The organism is Proteus sp. MB838 (assembly GCF_054767435.1).
This window is the reverse complement of record NZ_BAABMO010000016.1, coordinates 65,960-85,223: the sequence shown is the minus strand read 5'-3', so window position 1 is coordinate 85,223 and position 19,264 is coordinate 65,960. Positions and strand designations below refer to the sequence as shown.

The 19,264-nt window shown below is 39.3% G+C and carries 16 protein-coding genes; 6 read left to right on the top strand and 10 right to left on the bottom strand.

The annotated features are described in order from the left end of the window. Positions 1–160: 160 nt before the first annotated feature. From pepT to ACYUCW_RS09240, 3 genes are all read left to right on the top strand, one after another. Complete coding sequence (pepT, locus tag ACYUCW_RS09250) at positions 161–1,414, top strand: peptidase T (RefSeq protein WP_004247253.1); 1,254 nt, start codon at positions 161–163, stop codon at positions 1,412–1,414. Beyond that, positions 1,411–2,778 carry a C4-dicarboxylate transporter DcuC gene (gene dcuC / locus ACYUCW_RS09245; RefSeq protein WP_460408438.1) on the top strand — a complete coding sequence of 456 codons (1,368 nt, stop codon included), beginning with the start codon at positions 1,411–1,413 and terminating at the stop codon, positions 2,776–2,778. Before pepT ends, dcuC begins: the two co-directional genes overlap by 4 nt. A gap of 618 nt (positions 2,779–3,396) precedes the next feature. Further along, positions 3,397–4,719 carry an L-cysteine desulfidase family protein gene (locus ACYUCW_RS09240; protein ID WP_460408436.1) on the top strand — a complete coding sequence of 441 codons (1,323 nt, stop codon included), beginning with the start codon at positions 3,397–3,399 and terminating at the stop codon, positions 4,717–4,719. A 172-nt stretch (positions 4,720–4,891) separates the two neighbouring features. Here ACYUCW_RS09240 and yjiA read toward each other — a convergent pair whose 3' ends face one another. The 7 genes from yjiA to apt all read right to left on the bottom strand — a co-directional run bounded on the left by yjiA (position 4,892) and on the right by apt (position 12,507). After that, complete coding sequence (yjiA, locus tag ACYUCW_RS09235; RefSeq protein WP_046335242.1) at positions 4,892–5,869, bottom strand: GTPase; 978 nt, start codon at positions 5,867–5,869, stop codon at positions 4,892–4,894. Positions 5,870–5,891: 22 nt separating this feature from the next. Continuing rightward, positions 5,892–6,098, bottom strand: coding sequence for a YbdD/YjiX family protein (locus tag ACYUCW_RS09230; RefSeq protein WP_004245057.1), 207 nt, complete (start codon positions 6,096–6,098; stop codon positions 5,892–5,894). 64 nt (positions 6,099–6,162) lie between these two features. Continuing rightward, a complete protein-coding gene (locus ACYUCW_RS09225; RefSeq protein ID WP_286412009.1) occupies positions 6,163–8,313 on the bottom strand; it encodes a carbon starvation CstA family protein in 2,151 nt (716 codons plus the stop codon). 449 nt (positions 8,314–8,762) lie between these two features. Next, positions 8,763–9,368 (bottom strand): recombination mediator RecR, encoded by a 606-nt coding sequence (recR, locus tag ACYUCW_RS09220; protein ID WP_163748207.1) that lies wholly within the window; start codon positions 9,366–9,368, stop codon positions 8,763–8,765. Then, positions 9,368–9,697: a YbaB/EbfC family nucleoid-associated protein gene (locus tag ACYUCW_RS09215; RefSeq protein ID WP_004245060.1), complete on the bottom strand. Its 330-nt coding sequence runs from the start codon at positions 9,695–9,697 to the stop codon at positions 9,368–9,370. The genes recR and ACYUCW_RS09215 overlap by 1 nt, the downstream gene beginning before the upstream one ends. A 54-nt stretch (positions 9,698–9,751) precedes the next feature. Next, positions 9,752–11,728 carry a DNA polymerase III subunit gamma/tau gene (gene dnaX, locus ACYUCW_RS09210; protein ID WP_004247250.1) on the bottom strand — a complete coding sequence of 659 codons (1,977 nt, stop codon included), beginning with the start codon at positions 11,726–11,728 and terminating at the stop codon, positions 9,752–9,754. A 227-nt stretch (positions 11,729–11,955) separates the two neighbouring features. Continuing rightward, complete coding sequence (apt, locus tag ACYUCW_RS09205; RefSeq protein WP_012367485.1) at positions 11,956–12,507, bottom strand: adenine phosphoribosyltransferase; 552 nt, start codon at positions 12,505–12,507, stop codon at positions 11,956–11,958. A 137-nt stretch (positions 12,508–12,644) separates the two neighbouring features. Between apt and priC the strand changes: the two genes are divergently transcribed. Both priC and rsmS read left to right on the top strand, forming a co-directional pair. Next, the gene (gene priC / locus ACYUCW_RS09200) at positions 12,645–13,187 is read left to right on the top strand and encodes a primosomal replication protein PriC (protein ID WP_036908352.1); all 543 of its coding nucleotides are present in this window, start codon (positions 12,645–12,647) and stop codon (positions 13,185–13,187) included. Positions 13,188–13,198: 11 nt separating this feature from the next. Next, positions 13,199–13,354, top strand: coding sequence for a pleiotropic regulatory protein RsmS (rsmS, locus tag ACYUCW_RS09195; protein WP_004247248.1), 156 nt, complete (start codon positions 13,199–13,201; stop codon positions 13,352–13,354). Positions 13,355–13,366: 12 nt separating this feature from the next. Here rsmS and mscK read toward each other — a convergent pair whose 3' ends face one another. From mscK to acrR, 3 genes are all read right to left on the bottom strand, one after another. Next, entirely contained in the window at positions 13,367–16,795 is a 3,429-nt protein-coding gene (gene mscK, locus ACYUCW_RS09190; protein ID WP_460408434.1) for a mechanosensitive channel MscK, read from the bottom strand. Positions 16,796–16,918: 123 nt separating this feature from the next. After that, complete coding sequence (locus ACYUCW_RS09185; protein ID WP_004245069.1) at positions 16,919–17,272, bottom strand: DsrE/DsrF/TusD sulfur relay family protein; 354 nt, start codon at positions 17,270–17,272, stop codon at positions 16,919–16,921. Between the two features lie 28 nt (positions 17,273–17,300). Beyond that, positions 17,301–17,945: a multidrug efflux transporter transcriptional repressor AcrR gene (gene acrR / locus ACYUCW_RS09180; protein ID WP_004247238.1), complete on the bottom strand. Its 645-nt coding sequence runs from the start codon at positions 17,943–17,945 to the stop codon at positions 17,301–17,303. Between the two features lie 125 nt (positions 17,946–18,070). Between acrR and ACYUCW_RS09175 the strand changes: the two genes are divergently transcribed. Next, positions 18,071–19,261, top strand: a complete 1,191-nt coding sequence (locus tag ACYUCW_RS09175; protein WP_004252545.1) for an efflux RND transporter periplasmic adaptor subunit — start codon at positions 18,071–18,073, stop codon at positions 19,259–19,261. The last annotated feature ends 3 nt before the right edge of the window (positions 19,262–19,264 follow it).

Below are 19,264 nucleotides of genomic sequence, written 5' to 3'. Positions count from 1 at the left end.
ATTAAACATTGATTAACATTAAAATTTTCTTGTAAAAAAAATTATTTTTTTATAATTCTTTAATGCTTTTTTTGTGATAAAAGTAACTGTTGTTCATTCTCAATAATGAGACAACAGAATTTTATTAAATAAAATACAAAAAACACAACGGAGTCTAATCATGAACATTGTTGATCGGTTTATTTCTTACACCAAGGTGAATACTACAACAAATAGAGAAAATGGCGCCGCGGGGATTATGCCTTCATCGGAAGGTCAGCGAGTCCTCGCTTTACAATTAGTCGAAGAGTTAAAGACGTTAGGTGTTGAAGATATCAAAATTCGCGATACTGCCATTGTTACCGCGACACTACCTTCTAACCTTGATTATGAGGTTCCTACCGTGGCTTTCTTTGGTCACTTAGATACCAGTGCAGAACAAACTAATGATACTAAAGCACAAATTTTACCTTATAAAGGTGGCGACCTTTGCTTAAACAAAGAACTTGAGATTTTTTTACGTCAAAGTGAATTCCCTGAATTAGAAAACTATATTGGTGACGATATCATCGTAACAGATGGTACTAGCTTATTAGGCGCTGACGACAAAGCGGCTATCGCCTCTATTATGGATATGTTGCAATATTTTAAACAACATCCAGAAGTCAAACACGGTACAGTTAAAATTGGTTTTGTACCCGATGAAGAGCAAGGTTTACGTGGTGCAAAAGCCTTTGATGTAACAGAATTCGGCGCAGACTTTGCTTATACCTTAGATTGTTGTGGTATTGGTGAACTTGTATATGAAAATTGGAATGCCGGTGATGTTGAAATAACCTTTATCGGAACCTCAGCACACCCGATGTCAGCAAAAGGTAAATTAAAAAATTCACTGTTAATGGCTCATAAATTTATTGCGATGTTACCGGGCGGTGAAGCACCGGAATATACCGAAGGTCGTGAAGGTTATTATTGGGTTAAACAACTGGCGGGTAATAGCGCACGTACCGTATTAAAAATGGATGTGCGTGATTTCACAGAAGCAGGCTACGCCCATCGTATGGCATTTTTAAAACAACTTTCAGAGCAATGTGAAGCGTTATGGGGTGAAGGGACTGTTGTTTGTAAGCAAGCCGATCGTTATGCAAATGTCTTTAATAGTCTACAAGGTGAAAATCGATATCCTATCGATATTGCTATTGATGCTTATAAAGCCAATGGTATTACCCCTCGTCCAATCCCTATGCGGGGTGGCTATGATGGAGCAGCATTATCGCAAAAAGGATTACCTTGCCCTAATATCTTTACCGGGGCGCACAATTTCCACTCTATTTATGAATATCTTCCCGTTAAATCGCTTTATGCTGCCAGCGATGTATTGAAATCTGTCGTTAAGATCACCGCAGAGCGTTTTGCCCCCGGAGCTAAAGCATGATCCAAATTCTTGCGGTCTTAATTGTCGTTATTATTGTCGCTAGAATGATCTTAAAAGGATATAAAGCCGAGCCGGTTTTGTTAGTTGCTGGTTTAATCTTAATGGCACTAACAATGATATTTGGTTGGGGAGATATTCTGCCTAAAAATGTCAAAACAACCGGTATTAGCTGGCTAGATCCCTTTGAGGTTATGCGTGATCTCTTTAGTAGTCGTGCTGCAGATTTAGGTCTGATGATCATGGCACTCATGGGATTCGCCCATTATATGGATCATATTGGTGCTAATGAAGCTGTTGTACGTGTTGCAACTCGCCCATTGAAAAATATGCGCTCACCTTATGTGTTGCTATTTTTCTCTTTTTTACTCGCGAGTATTTTGCAACTTGCTATTCCGTCAGCCACAGGATTGGCCGTTCTACTAATGGGTACCATGTTCCCCATTATGATAGGACTAGGTTTATCTCCAGCATCTGCTGCCGGTGTCATTGCAACTTCATTAGGCGTTGCTTACACGCCAACAGCGATTGATGCTATTCGAGGTGCAAAAGCGGTTGACTTAGGCGTGGTTGAGTATGTGCTTTACTACCAAGGGCCTGCGGCGATTGCAACTGTATTAGCTGTTGGTATTACCCATATCTTCTGGCAACGCCATTGTGATCGCAAAGCGGGTTTTGTACCCCAATTAGGAAAAATAGCAGAAGAAGCCAAAAGTGATAAAAATATCCCCGGCTTTTATACCCTACTGCCAATGTTACCTATTATTATGGCAGTAAGTTCATCAAGCCTATTTGTTGAAGGTATTCACCTTGATGTCGTCACTATTGTATTAATTTCAATGGCAATTTGTATGCTGATTGAAACATTACGCTTACGTGATTTTAAATCAGTGTGTGCAGGCTTCCAACATTTTCTAAAGGGTATGGGTTCTGCATTTAGTAATGTTGTTGGGCTATTAGTCGCAGCGGGTGTTTTTGCTCATGGTATTAAAGTCAGTGGTGCAATAGACAGCCTGATCGTTATGGCGGAATCTGTTGGTCTACCACCATTTGCCATGGCATTAGTGTTCGCTATCGTGACATTGGCTGCCGCAATTATTATGGGCTCAGGTAATGCACCTTTCCTTGCATTCGTTGAACTTATTCCACAAATTGCCCATAGCATGGGGGTTAATCCAATTGCAATGATTTTACCTATGCAGCAGGCATCACATATGGGACGCGGCATGTCTCCTGTGGCTGGCGTGATCATTGCGGTTTCCAGTGGAGCTAAATTGCAACCCTTTGATGTGGTAAAAAGAACTGCTGTTCCTCTTATGGTTGGTTTTGTTTTCCACTGCGCCATTATTGCTATATTTTATTATTAAGTAACTCGCCTGAAGCATTTATTTGCTTCAGGTAATTACAAATATTCACCATCTAAAAATTAATAGTAACTATTTTATTGTTAATCATTTTAAATAAAAAATAGTAAAGAATATTTAAATTATTATTTTACTATTATCTACATCATGCAAAATAGATAAATATATTTATAAAAAAACCTCAGATTATTCTTATACCAAAGCTGCAAAAAGTCATAATATTCACTATGTTAAATAATGATTGTAAGTGATGCTATCATCATCACTGGCTGTTCATTTATTTAACTATTCTGAGTTAGCCCACATTAAGTATGATATTATACTAACAATAGAATGAGTCATTCATTCTATTGTTTTTTATTTATAATCATCAACTATCATTAAAGAAATTATTTTGTTCGATTTGAGACTATTACTGCTACATCAAATTCTTCAATAATCCTCACTTATTCAAGATAAAATATTACTAATTTAATATCTGTAAATAGTATTTTTTTCTCAAAATTTACACCCACTTAGGAAATTCAGAAAACATTTTCTCCAATAGATTCAGTATGATCAAAGCATCAAAATTACAATATAACGCCTTGAATTATTAAACTATTTATTGGACATAATGCAATGAAAGAACAATTATCTTCCTACTGGAAAATATTAATTGAAGCTGTTAAGCAACAAGTGAAGCCAGCTTTAGGTTGTACCGAACCCATTTCACTTGCATTAGCTGCTGCCACTGCAGCTCGTTATCTGCAACATAATATCACCCGTATTAGCGCAGAGGTTTCTCCTAACTTAATGAAAAACGGAATGGGAGTGACTGTACCGGGCACGGGTATGGTGGGATTATCCATTGCGGCTAGTTTAGGGGCTGTTGCTGGAGATAGTGAAGCAGGTCTAGAAGTATTAAAAAATGCCACACCAGAACAAGTTGAGTTGAGTAAAAATCTATTAAATTCAGGCATTGTCTGCGTATCAATAAAAAAAGCCTGCCAAGAGGTGCTTTACTCTGAGGTTACCGTTGAAGATGGTGAAAACAGTGCCACCGTCATTATTGCAGGTGATCATACTAATATTATTAAAATTATCCATAATGGTCAGGTAGTGCTTGATAAATTATCATCACAATCTGAACAAACGGCCTCACCTTGCCAAATTAAGCAAGCCTTAACCAACACTAACACACGAGAAATCTATCAGTTTATTACTCAAGCTCCTGTAGAAGAAATTTCTTTTATTTTGCAATCGGCGCAATTAAATGACGCATTATCAAAAGAAGGCTTGAACAATACTTACGGTTTGCATATTGGTCAAACCTTACAACGCCAGCAACAACGTGGCTTGTTAGCTAAAGATCTGCTTTCTGAAATTATGATCCGCACTTCAGCGGCTTCTGATGCACGTATGGGCGGTGCCGTACTCCCCGCAATGAGTAACTCAGGTTCAGGAAATCAAGGTATTGCAGCTACAATGCCTGTTGTGGTGGTTGCTGAATATTTACAGGTTAGTGAAGAAAAAATGGCAAGAGCATTAATGCTTTCACATTTATTAGCCATTTATATTCACCATAAATTCCCGGCACTTTCCGCACTATGTGCCGCAACAACCGCATCAATGGGAGCTGCTGGTGCTATTGCGTGGCTAATGGAAGAACGCTATGAACCCATGGCAATGGCAATTAGTAGTATGATTGGCGATATTAGTGGCGTGATTTGTGATGGTGCCTCTAACAGTTGTGCGATGAAAGTGTCGACAGGAGCAAGTGCCGCTTATAAAGCGGTATTAATGGCGCTAGATGATACCTGCGTGACGGGTAATGACGGCATTGTCACTCATGATGTTGATATGACGATCGAGAATCTTTGTGCATTAGCTAGTCGAGCAATGCAACATACTGATGTACAAATTATTGAAATTATGGAATATAAAGCTGTTGCTAATGGCTAATTAGTATAAAAAAACACCCCATAATGGTTATTATGGGGTGAAACATAAGATCCCAGGAACAGGATCCTCCTCAAGTCCAGGAGCATGATTAATATTCGTTACTGCTATTTACTGCTTACTACTTACTGCTATTACATCACTACCAACAAACACTTTTCTCAAACAATCGCTATTACTCATATTCTTTAGTGTTATGCATTAACGCATCGAAACTGGCTTTTATTTCTTCTTCTGGCAGATGAATACCAATAAAGACTAAGGTGCTTTGACGAGTTTCATTCTCTTGCCAAGGTCTATCCCAATCAGCGCTATATAATCGTTGCACTCCTTGGAATAACAATCGGTTAGGACTATCTTTAATATTTAAGATCCCTTTATAACGTAATAAGTTATCGGCAAAGCTCAATAACAAAGACTCCATAACATCAGAGACTGCTTGTAACTCAACGGGATAATCAAAATTTAGTACAATAGACTGAATATCATCTTGTTTTTCCGGCTGAAAACGAAACAGGGGTTGCTTGACCTCTAAAGTATCATTCAACATAAAGCCTTTTACGTTAAATAATAGTGCTAAATCAATGTTCCCATTGATCACCGTATAGGTAGGCGCTCTAGCATTAATACGTCTTAAACGAGCAAGTAATTGTTGGCTCGCAGGTTGAATATCTGTTTTAGTTAATAGAATGCGATCCGCATAACCAATTTGAGATTGAGCAATAGCAAATTGATCTAACTGTTGCTGAGCATGGATTGTATCAACCAGTGTAATAATGCCATCTAATAAATAGCGTTGGCAGATCACTTCATGAGAAAAAAATGTTTGTGTGATAGGCCCCGGATCAGCCATCCCTGTACACTCAATCACTAGGCGATCAAACACAATGTCACCACGATCAAGACTATCGCAGAGATCGAGCAAAGTATCTTCAAGCTCATTCGATTTACTACAACAGATACAGCCATTGGTGAGTGTTTTTATTTGTGTTGCTCTATCACCAATAATTTCATCATCGATAGGCACTTCACCAAATTCATTTTCAATCACCGCAATTTTATAGCCATGCTCCTCATTGAGCATATGGCGTAAAAGCGTTGTTTTTCCCGATCCTAAAAAGCCAGTCAATATTGTTACTGCAATAGGTTCCATTATTTGTCTCCTTTACAGATTATTAGCAACAGCGGAAACCACCTTTACCATCACCGCCACCATAACGGGCTTCCTGACGTTCACGGAAAAACTCGTTATAGGTCATCACTGGTTTATCAGGATGGTTGTCCTTCATGTGCTGCACATAGTTATCATAATCAGGAATACCTATTAACATACGAGCGGCTTGTCCTAGATATTTTCCAGCTTGCCCTAAATTACCAAACATAAGTTTCTCCTAAGCCCCGCACTCATTAAGTGAGTGCGAGGGTTTTTAGCCTATTCGCCTAAGATTAATGACCTGAAGATATCTTCACATCTTTTGGCATAGGTACATATGGTGTTTCTTGTGCTGACTCTTTCGGATTTTTACGTGCTTTCATTGCGGTACGGATACCGTAGAAAATAATGCTGTAAACAACCACTAAGAACAGAATACTTAAACCTGCATTGGTGTAGTTATTAATCACAATGTGGTTCATATTGGTGATTTCTGCGGCAGTAAGATCTGCCCCACCGGCTAAGATTTTCGCTTTGTACTCATTAGCAAGATAGAAGAAACCTTCCATTTGCGGATCATTACTGAGCAGTTTTAATCCTAGCGCCCATGTTGTACAAATTAATAACCATACTGCAGGAATAACGGTTACCCAGATGTATTTCGTTCTCTTCATCTTGATTAAGATGACCGTACCTAAAACAAGTGCAACAGCCGCTAACATCTGATTGGAGATCCCAAACAGTGGCCATAAGCTCTTAACACCACCCAGTGGGTCAACAACACCTTGGTACAATAGATAACCCCATAAACCGACACAACCTGCTGTACCGATAACACCAGCAATAAAAGAGTCTGTTTTCTTCAAGTATGGGATAAAATTACCTAACAAGTCTTGCAGCATAAAACGACCAGAACGAGTTCCTGCATCTAATGCTGTTAAAATAAAGAGTGCTTCAAATAAGATCCCAAAGTGATACCAGAAGCCCATATCTGCCGCAGGTAAAATTTTATGGAACACCATAGCAATACCCACCGCTAACGTAGGTGCACCACCAGCACGATTAAGTACAGAAGGCTCACCTATATCTTTGGCAGTTTGTAAAATCTCATCAGGCGAGATAACAAAGCCCCATGAGCTAACTGTCGCAGCCGCGTGTACGGTGACATCTTTTAATTGATCCATAATCATTGCGGTGTTTTCACCCCCTAACTCATGCAGATTTGGCATTGTAATGCCTAATCCGGCAGGCGGTGTATTCATCGCAAAATAGAGACCTGGTTCAATAATAGAGGCAGTCACTAATGCCATGATCGCAACAAATGATTCCATTAACATTGCACCATAACCGATAAAACGCGCATCCATTTCATTGGCGATCAATTTAGGCGTTGTACCTGATGCAATCAGTGCGTGGAAACCAGAAACTGCACCACAAGCAATAGTAATAAATAAGAATGGGAATAGAGCCCCTTTCCATAATGGTCCTGTACCATCAATATATTGGGTCATCGCGGGCATTTTTAACTCAGGATTAAGAATAACAATCCCGATAGCTAAACCAACAATTACACCAATTTTTAGGAAAGTCGCTAAATAATCACGAGGGGCTAAAATCAGCCATACTGGTAGTAAAGCAGAGATAAACGCATAACCAATCAACCCAAAAGTAATAGTGGTGTCTTTAAAGGTTAATGCTGGTCCCCAGTAAGGATCACTCGCGATAACGCCACCAAACCAAATAGCGGCAATCAGTAAAACAATACCAATAACAGAAACTTCACCCACACGACCTGGGCGAATATAGCGCATATAGATCCCCATAAATAGGGCAATAGGTACTGTTGAACAGACGGTGAATACTCCCCAAGGACTTTCTGCTAATGCTTTCACTACAATCAGAGCTAGCACCGCAAGAATGATGATCATGATAAGGAAACAGCCGAACAGCGCGATAGTTCCCGGTACAGGCCCCATCTCTTTCTTTATCATCTCACCGAGAGAGTTACCATTACGGCGCGTCGAAATAAACAGCACCATAAAGTCTTGTACGGCTCCAGCAAGTACCACCCCAGCTAATAACCACAATGTACCGGGTAAATAACCCATTTGGGCAGCCAATACTGGCCCGACAAGTGGTCCAGCACCCGCAATAGCGGCAAAGTGGTGACCAAAGAGGACATAACGATTAGTTGGAACATAGTTCAAACCATCATTATTAATTACTGAAGGAGTGGCTCGAGTAGGATCGAGCTTCATTACTTTTTGAGCAATATAAAGACTGTAATAACGATAAGCGACTAAGTAGACCGCAACAGAAGCAACAACTATCCATAATGCACTGACGTGTTCACCACGGCGTAGTGCAACCACTGACAGACAAAAAGCACCAATAATCCCGAGGATCACCCAAGGTATGTGCTTAAGAAATGTATTTTTGTTCATGAGACACCTTTTTTTCAGGCAAGACCGAACAGCCAAAGAGTAGTACGGGACAATTGATAATAATTTGAGCGAATATGAAAATAATGACCCGCAGTGACATCATATGAAGAATGTCTGATGAATAGTGTTATTAAATCGCTAAACGGTTATATAGTGAGTTAAGCGGTCTATTTTCTCAGTTGAGTGGTTTTACTGATGTTAAAAGGTATTTTTTTTGTGATCGAGATAACAAATTTATGACTATCAATAAGTTAGAAAACTATTAATTACATAAAAAATCTTTTTTATTATACAAAAAGGGAGATTTAGATCACAAATAAGCAACAAATAGTCATTATTAATATAATTGAGGCAATATTAACAATATCAGTCAAGGTGACAGTAAAATCAAAAAAAAAGCACCTCATTATATTGATAACAAGGTGCTTTTTTATTAAATCTTTTGTGTATTAATAGTGGATCTTCTGGCGTCCCGCGATAGAGTGTGACAACGTGGTACCATCCACCATTTCTAATTCACCACCAACAGGCACGCCATGTGCTATTCTGCTAGCAGCAATATCATATTGAGCGCATATCTCAGCAATATAGTTTGCTGTAGCTTCACCTTCCACCGTAGGATTGGTGGCTAAAATCACTTCTGATATAGGCTCTTGGCTTAGACGCTCTTCAAGTCTATCTAAGCCAATATCCATGGGACCAATGCCATCTAGCGGAGATAAATGTCCCATTAACACAAAGTATCGACCTGCAAACTGCCCTGTCTGCTCGATAGCATGAATATCTGCCGGGCTTTCCACTACGCATATCTGACCATTTTGCTGACGTCGAGCATTAGCACAGATCGTACAATGCTCTTCTTCAGTAAATGTTCGACAATCACAACAGTGACCAATTTCAGACATTGCACGCGTTAATGCTTGTGCAAGTCGCATTCCTCCGCTTCTATCACGTTGAAGCAGATGAAAAGCCATTCGTTGCGCTGATTTTGGCCCGACGCCGGGTAAACAACGCAACGCTTCCATTAATGATTCAAGAAGAGGGCTAGTTTGCATTAGAATGGCATCTTAAAGCCTGGTGGCAATTGCATACCATTAGAGACTGATGCCATCTTCTCTTTTTGTGTCTCTTCAATGCGACGTGCAGCATCATTAAAGGCGGCAGCAATCAGATCTTCTAGCATCTCTTTGTCATCTTCTAACAGACTAGGATCTATTTCAACACGACGGCAATTATGAGCACCATTGATAGTGATCTTCACTAAGCCAGCACCAGATTCACCGGTGACTTCTAAGTTTGCGATCTCTTCTTGCATTTGCTGCATTTTTTCTTGCATCTGCTGGGCCTGTTTCATCAGATTGCCCAAACCACCTTTTCCGAACATAATTGTCTCTCTTTGTAAAAGCTACGCTGTATAGAAATATACAACATGTTGCGATTAAACAGGCCGGATACTCTCTTCATCCAATTCAGCATCAAAATAGTGCTGTAATGTCTGAATGGTTTTATCCGTAGTAATCGATTGACGCGCTAACGCCAACTTCTCTTCATAAATGGCTTGTCGCCATTCTAACGGCGTTTTAACCGTTAGATTATCATCTTCTATAATTGTGAGTGAAATTGCTTTTCCATGCAATTCACTTAGCGCATTTGTCAGTGTTCGTAGTGCATTTGCTGAATTTAAATGTTTCTGCTTACTGCGTAAATGCAAAATGATCGTTTCTTCACCGACCGTCTCTTTATAGGCATTTAACGCTAACTGCTGCACTAACTTCGGCAATGGCATTTTAGCTATTTCCGCCGCCCACTCGTCCCGCTGTTGCGACTCTTGCGCAATTTTAGCGGCTAATTCAGGCGTTTTTTCATACTCAAGAACTTCTTTGATCTCTTTCGGTGAAGAGACCACGGGCTCAGTTACTTGTGCCTGTGGATTTTGTGGCTTCCATTGATAAGCTTCTTTTTTCTTTTTCTCGACTGCAACAGATGACCGTTTTTCATTAACCCTTTGCTGGCGTTTTTCACTGACGGCTGCTAGCCGCTCTAATGCACTAGCAGCCGGCTTAGCCTGTTTAGGCGTCGCCGGTTGAGGCTTTTTTGGTGGCGTTTCTTGCTCAGCTCCCCTTATGGCTTGCCGTGCTCTTAACAGTTGTGCCGCAGGGCTATTTCCTAATGCAGCACTGTTTTCTGGCGACGGTGATACTTTGGGTGTCGCCGTTGCCATATTGCTTCTCACTTGAGGCGCCGATGTTTCAACTCGCTGTTGATTCGGCTGTGATGCTAAAGGCAATGTTTGCGCTAAAGGAGCCGTAGGGATTTCATCAATGACAGTTTTAGGATGAAAAGCAAGCGCCCTGAGAAGGGTCATTTCTACACCCATACGTCTGTCTGGCGCATAAGCCAACTCTTTTCGCCCAACTAATAAAGTTTGATAATAAAGTTGTAAATCTTGTGGCGACACTGATTTGGCTAATAAACGTAAACGCTCTTGTGTAAATTGCTCTTGGGGATTATTTTCACTCGGCAAAAGTTGTAACATCGCAATTTGATGTAATAATGAGAGCGTTTCGACTAAAAAGTTTTCCCAATCCGTTCCTCTTAAAGCAACCTCATTAACCAACGACATCACTTGTTGACCATCTGCTTTTACTAAAGCTTCAATCAGTGCTAATGGTTGTGCATCATCAATCGTGCCTAGCATACGACTAACGACTTCTGTACTTACAATACCTTCGCCACTCGCAATTGCTTGGTCGGTTAGGCTTAATGCGTCACGCATACTTCCATCTGCTGCACGGGCAATTAATTGGCGTGCTCGCACATCATTTTCAATGTGTTCTGCGGATAGTACTTTCTCAAGCTGTGTCGCTATTTGGTCAACATCAAGTGCCCGCAGGTGAAATTGCAAACAACGAGATAAGATAGTAACAGGTAGTTTTTGAGGATCTGTGGTAGCCAACAGGAATTTAACGTGTTCAGGTGGCTCTTCTAACGTTTTAAGTAACGCATTAAAACTATGACGAGAAAGCATATGCACTTCGTCAATAAGATAGACTTTAAAACGACCACGAGCCGGCGCATATTGAACATTATCGAGTAGCTCTCGTGTATCTTCAACTTTCGTTCTTGATGCCGCATCGATTTCTATTAAATCAACAAAACGCCCTTGCTCTATCTCAAGGCAATTAGCACATTTACCACAAGGTTTACTGGTTATACCTGTTTCGCAATTCAGCCCTTTAGCAAATAGACGGGCGATCGTCGTTTTTCCAACACCGCGAGTGCCAGAAAAAAGATAAGCATGATGTAACCTTTGGTGATCAAGACCATTAGCCAATGCGGTCAAAACATGACGTTGACCGACAACATCGTTAAAAGTTTGTGGGCGCCACTTTCGGGCAAGTACCTGATAGCTCATTGATTCCGCTAAATATGAACAAGATTTATCTCTATGCTAACACAGGGATAGCCTATTGAGCGAGATCTGTAGGAAACAAATGAGATATTGATGAAATTATCCGCACACTTTAAAGCGGTGACTATTGTGCGGGCTCAATGTATTGAGTCATACATTTTGATACACCCGCACGATGATGGGCATTTACCAGCAAATGCATTAAGCATCTGATTGACACTAAAAAAGCATTAATGCCCTGGGAAATTAACTAATGTGAAGCTATGGATCCCTTCTTTTTCTAGACGCTCAATACCGCCTAAATCAGGTAAACAGATAATAAATGCAGCTTCTGTTACAGTTCCACCTAAACGACGAATAAGACGAGCAGTTGCTTCGATAGTACCACCAGTTGCTAATAAGTCATCAACCATTAATACTTTATCTTTATCCGTAATGCTGTCTTTATGGATCTCTAATGTATCTGTACCGTACTCTAGATCATAAGTTTCACTAAGCGTCTCACGAGGCAATTTACCTTTTTTACGCACTGGCACAAAACCCACACCTAAACGTAAAGCAACTGGGGCACCAAATAAGAACCCGCGGGCTTCGGTACCTACAACTTTAGTGATACCCTGACCTTGATAGTGCTCAACTAATAAATCAATCGTTGCCTGATATGCCGCAGGATTATCCAGTAATGTCGTAATATCACGGAATAAGATCCCTTCTTTAGGGTAATCAGGAATGGTTTCAATGCTGTCTTTAATAAATTGCAGTTGTTGCGCGTTAGCAGTCATAATCAGTGCCATAATAAAAAACGAAACGATAGAATCTATGCAATATGCCGTTAAAATGCAACAGAAAGCCAGTGAACAACTCTTTTTTGTTGCTTTAAGTCAATTCATGTTTTTAGCAAAACAGGTACAAAGCCCAAATGAAAAAAACAGATCCATTGAGTTTGTTTAAAAAACAGATCGACAATCTCGCCGAAACCTTAGCGCCAATTGCAAACAAAAAAATTGCAGCACCTTGCTTCGACACAGCACTATTTCACCACCGCAGTGATTCTCTTGGTGGTTATATGCAACAGATCCGCGATAATTTTACTCAGTTAATAACTTGTGTTGAGGCACAACGTAGCCAGCAAGTTAAGTTTCTGGCAACACAAATCCTACAACAAATTGAAGCATTAACTCGTGAATTATCGACACAAACACTAAGAAAGCAAGAAAACCAGCTTAGTCAACGCAAAAAAAGTGTCGATTTATACCAAAAACTTGCCCAACATCAGGATTACGAGCGCCGATTACAGTCGATGATCCAAGATAGAGAGCTTGCTTTAACTCAAGCACAAAGCTTTGTACGCCAACAAGAATTACAAAAAGAGATTGCTGCTCTTGAAAATCGCCTAGCGCGTTGTAAAAGTGCCCTAGTTTCTATAGAAAAGAGTATTGAACGACAAGAAGATAAATATTAATCGGAGCCATAATGGAATTAAAAGATGCCCCTAAATCAGTTCAGTTAGCGGTTGATTTGATCTACTTATTTGAAAGCAATCATATTGATCCCAACACCGTACTTGAGGCACTGGAAATTGTGCGAGTTGATTATGAGAAAAAACGAGATAATCAAACCGCTAACTAAACATCTTACTATTTAATTAAATGGCGTATTCGCTTCAGGTGTTGAACCATCAAGAGAGCCTTTTTTTATTTCTTGCACTTCTTCCCCTTGTTTATTATGCAGATACACTTCTAATTGGTTAAACGCGATATTGATATCATTTTCATTGCAAAGTTTATCAATAGCGCGGTTGACTTCGTCGATAGCAGTATTTCTATCCCCAAGCGTTCTAACATAAAAACGTAATTCATGATTTAACGTGCTAGCCCCAAATTCGGTAAACAGCACCACAGGCTCTGGCTCAGTCATCACTTTGGGATTATCTTTTGCTGCTTTCATTAAAATGGTTTTCACTTTATCCAGATCAGAACCATAAGCAACACCGACTTGAATGATAATACGTGTGACAGTATCAGATAATGTCCAGTTGATCAGGCGTTCGGTCACAAAGGCTTTATTCGGGATAATAACCTCTTTGCGATCAAAGTCCGTTACCGTAGTTGCTCGGATACGAATACGACTCACTGTTCCAGAATAAGAGCCAATTGTCACCGTATCACCAATTCTGACCGGTCTTTCAAATAAGATAATTATCCCTGAAACAAAGTTAGCGAATATTTCTTGTAAACCAAACCCTAAACCAACCGTTAAGGCTGCCGCCAACCATTGTAGTTTTTCCCATGCTACGCCTAATATCCCCAGCGAAACAATTGTACCTATCGCAATAATAATATAGGTCAGAATAGTCGTAATGGCATAAGAAGCGCCTTGCTGTAATTTAATTCTTGAAAGAATAAGAACTTCGAGTAAACCCGGTAGGTTTCTTATCATAAACCAAGAGATAGCCATAATGGCAAAAGAGAGAAGTAAGTCAGCAACCGTCACTGCTTTAACCACATTACCTAACTCTGTAGGCAAATTATAATGCCAAAGCGTAATACCATCTAAGTAAGTAAAGATTGTAATAAAGTCAGACCAAATACCATAAAAACTGGAAGCAAAGATAATAAATAAGATCATTGTGGTTAATCTTAATGATTGTTGGTTTATCTGCTCCATATCCATCGGTGGCTCTTGGATTGGCTCGAGAGTGTTATCATCCCCCTCTTTTTTCTCTTTAAGCATCGCTTGTCGGCGCTCTAGCGCTCGACGATACGCCAGTCGTCTTGCTGCAACAGTAAGGCCGCGTAAACTCGCGTGGTAAGCAATAAACCACAACATAAGTAGATATAAACTATCAATCCAACGATTGGCTAAACGTAGTGCGGTGTAATAATAACCAAAAATAACTAACCCCATTAAAAGTAAAGGCGAGAAAGTTAATAAGGTGATAACCACCGTTCTCACAACATGATTACCCTTTTCTTGCCACATTTCACGACAAAAAGGTAATGCACACAGACTAATAAAAAAGAGTGAAATAATTGTCACTAATTGACCAATCACATCACCCACTAACAATAATGGGTTATTAATACCATAAGCGGAAAGTAAAATAATTGGCAACATGGGAAGCGATAAACGTAATAAACGTTTACGATTTTGTTGTACTCGCTCTAGGGGGATCTTAAAGTGATTAACGGCCACTCCATTATCCGACATTAAACGATAAGACCACTCAAACATCAGCCAAAATACCGCAAACTGCCAAGTAAAAGACCAGATAAACTCTTGTTGCACATTAAAGCTATTAATTAGCCAATATCCTATCGCTAACACAATACAAGAAAGGGGTAATGTTTTTAAGAAAACAATCCCTAAAGCTAATGGAGTATGTAACTGCGTATCTTTATTAAGCTTATTAATATCAGCACTTAATTTATCAAACTGCTTATCAAATTTTTTACGTTGCCAAACCAGTATGCTACTGAACAAAATTAGCGCAATCAGTACAGGATATGATTTTTTAGCCCCGGTCAACAGATTTTCATTTGACCAGTTGAGTTTAAAACTTTGAAATTCAGCCACTGCCTGATCTGGAAAGGTTGAGAACCAACTGAGGTTAATCGGTTTATTACTGCTTACCCAGAATATTTGTTGCGCTAAGGTGTTTTCTAATGAACTCACCACACTACGTAGCTGTTGCTGATCCATCTGTAAATTAATAGATTCAGAAATTTGGCTACCCAGTTGATTATTGAGCTTATCCAGTAGATCTCGTCGCGCATCAATCAGTTGTAATAATGCATTATGTAGCTCTTTTAGCTCATTTTTATCAGTAATTTCCGGATGTGTGGCTTGGTACTCTTGCATTAATTGGTCGATATAGAGATTCGGCTGAAAAATCTGATCTCTTTGTTTATTGATTTCAAACTGTTCTAAACGTAAGTCGGCAATTTTATCCGGTAACTTATTGATAAAGATATCATCAGGTAGCTCAATTTGCTCTTCAAACAGAATACGAGAGAGCAACAGACTCCCTTTCAATACATCAATTTGCTCTTTAAGATTGCGCTCTGATTGGATAGCTCTATCTAGGCGGTTTTTGACCATTAAACTATGGCGATTTAACTCATTATTATTTTGTGTAGTAATAATCAGCTTATCGCTGAGTTTTTTATTAATATCAGCTTGAGCTAAATAAAAAGCGTTATTTTTAATCGCCTGATTACTCAGCTCTGCCGTCTGCGCCTCTTTGGCAACCTCTTCTGAACTGTCTAAACGTTTATCACTTAAGATCTCTTGCAGTAGTTGAGCATGCTCTTGAGAGAGGTCAATATAGGCTGAACTATAATCACGCTGTAATTGTAATAAGCTTTGTAGCTGTACATTAGATTGCAGTGTTCGTTTTTGAAAACTGTTTTGTTGTTGCAAATAATATTGTTCTAATTGTAAAAGTTGCACAGAAGAAGATCGCATTTGAGCTTTATCTGCACTGCTTTTATTTAATGCAATTCGTATTTGTTGCAATCTTTCTGAGTTATTAAATAAAACAGATTGCGCCCTTTCTGGTTGCGTTTGTAAAACAATAAGCTCATTACTGTAATTAGCTAAATCTTCCTGTGCTTTCGCTAAGGATTGTAAAACCTCTTCTAATTGCGACTCTAAAGTTGCAAGCGGTAGACTCTCTAAAGATTGACGGTAGTCATCAACTTCTTTGTTCGCTATTTTCTGTTTTAATTGACTTAATTGATTTTGAATACTGCGTAGCTTTTCTGGTAATTGCTCTACTGTCTTATTATAGTCGTCTGCTTTTTTCTCTAGTTGTTGAATATTATCAAGAAGTAGCAATGCCTGCTCTAGATCACCAATAGTGAGTTTATCTTCGGCACTTAAGTCACTACGTTTATTTAATAAATTAAGCTGGTTTTGAATACTTTCTTTGGTGGGTAAATTATTGCTGACTGTTTCTGCTTTAGCCGGGGTAAAAAGTATATTTCCTAACAAAACAAAGAGGATAGAGACAATAAATATTGTCGAAATAAAATGATTTAATCGAATAAAAACGTTAGATCCACGCATATTGAGCAACTTGTTCAATGAATATTGAAAAACTGCCTCTTAGTATAATCCAATTACTTGAAATTGGCAGTGTCATAGAACAAGTCGCCTAGATGTTTCTCCCCTGAGAAAACAGAATATTGATCAAAAAGTCAAAATCTTATCCGCGTCGAGAGTCCATTGTGCTAAGTCCACCAATGTCCCAAGTTCAGCACCATCCACTAAAGGTAATTCACTGATACCACGAGTATCTGTACAGGTTTTGCATAACTTAACAGGGACGTTTTGTGCCGTTAAAATTTCTAACATTTGTTGGAGGTTGTAACCTTCTTTGGGTTGCTGATGAGCCAGTGCACCGGTTACCGCATCAGACATTAAAAAGATATTTAATTGCGTTTCTGGATGTTGCTCTTTTAAAGTAATAGATAAACGCAGTGCGTTAAATAATGATTCATTACCGTATGCTGCACCATTTGCAATCACTAATACTTTGCTCATGAACTTCTTCCTTATGTTTAAGAATAAATTAAGATAGCGCCGATATTCTCATATTTACGCTATGCTTAATCATATCAATAAAACTATCAACCAAATATTGACTTTCCTCTTTAATAGAAAAACTTTCTGGTGAAAATAACCAATTTTCAGCAAGCCCTGTCATCATAGCTCTTAACATAATCGCAGCTCTTCTTAAATCAAGGTTGGCAGGAAGTTGTCTTTTTTCGATACAGCGAGATAAAGATTGCTCTATTCTAGAGTAATCGGCTGCACATAATTCTCGGCGGATTTCAACAATTGGTGTCATTTCACCAACAAATTCGCACTTATGGAAATATATTTCTAGAAGTGCATTATGTTTCGGATCTTCGACAATTGATGTCAATATGTAAATAAGCAATTCTCTTAATACAAATAGTGGATCATCTGGATATTTTGATTGATACTCTAATTCTAATGATTCTATTTTTAAGTCGGTGAGTTCACACGCTTCAGTAAATAAATCCACTTTATTCTTAAAGTGCCAATATATTGCACCTCGAGTTACTCCGGCCTCGGTTGCAATATCTGAAAGTGATGTGGCAGAAACACCTTGCACAGTAAATAGCCTAAGTGCAGCATCAATAATCTGCTGTCTTGTCTCTTGTGCTTGGCGTTTAGTTTTTCGTGCCATTATTCCTCGATTTTGACTGAAGTTAATTTACATACATTCATGTATGTTTGTACTATACATCGCAATCATTCATCAACTTAATTATTTTTTATCCCGGGAAACAACTTTTGAATAGAGGTTTTCTTATGCGAAAAAACAGAGGGGTTTTGCCTCTGGCTCTGTTAGTGCTTTCAGGCAGCTTGGTTATTGCTGGATGTGGCGACAAAAATCAGTCTGCTGGAGGTCCACCTCCTGCTCCTGCTGTAGGTGTTGTTACATTAGATGCGAAACCACTGACTATCACAACAGACTTACCTGGTCGTACATCTGCTTATCGTATCGCAGAGGTTCGCCCTCAGGTTGGCGGCATCATCTTAAAACGCAATTACACCGAAGGTAGTTATGTAGAAGCAGGAACATCTTTGTACCAAATCGATCCTGCTATTTTTCAAGCTACATTAAACAGTGCTCAAGCTGATTTAGCAAAAGCGAAAGCGAATGCTGAAATTGCTCGCCTAACTGTAGAGCGCTATAAACCTCTACTCGGCACCAATTATGTCAGTAAACAAGATTTTGATACCGCAACATCTCAGTACGCTCAAGCTGTTGCTGCAGTAAAAGCAGCTGAAGCTACAGTGACTAATGCAAAAATTAATCTTGAATATACCAAAGTCACCGCACCAATTTCTGGCCGTTCAGGTAAATCAACGGTAACAGAAGGCGCATTAGTTGCACCTGGTCAGCAAGTGGCTTTAACAACCGTTCAGCAAATCGATCCGATTTATGTCGATGTGACACAATCGAGTGAAGATTATCTGAAATTAAAAAATGAAATTGAAAGTGGCATTGTTCGTCAAGAGCAAGGTAAACCTGTTGTTCACTTAACCTTAACCAATGGTCAATCCTACGCTCAAAAAGGTCATTTAGAATTTTCTGATGTGACCGTTGATGAATCCACAGGCTCTATCACTATGCGTGCAATCGTACCTAATCCTAAAGGTGAATTACTGCCTGGTATGTTTGTTCGTACAAAATTAGAAAATGGTATTCGTCAAAATGCTATTTTGATCCCACAACAAGCTGTTATTCGTACTCCTCGTGGTGAAGCAACAACCATGGTCGTTAATAAAGACAACGTGGTTGAAGTGCGTACTATTGAAGTATCACAAGCAGTTGGTAATAAGTGGCTAGTGAATAGTGGTGTTCAGGTTGGTGACCGCGTTATCGTTTCGGGGCTACAAAAAGCAAAACCTGAAATGAAGGTTACGCCACAAGAAGAAAATTTAGATGCAACAGCATCAACTGAAAAATCTGAACCAGCGAAGGATCCTCAATAAGGA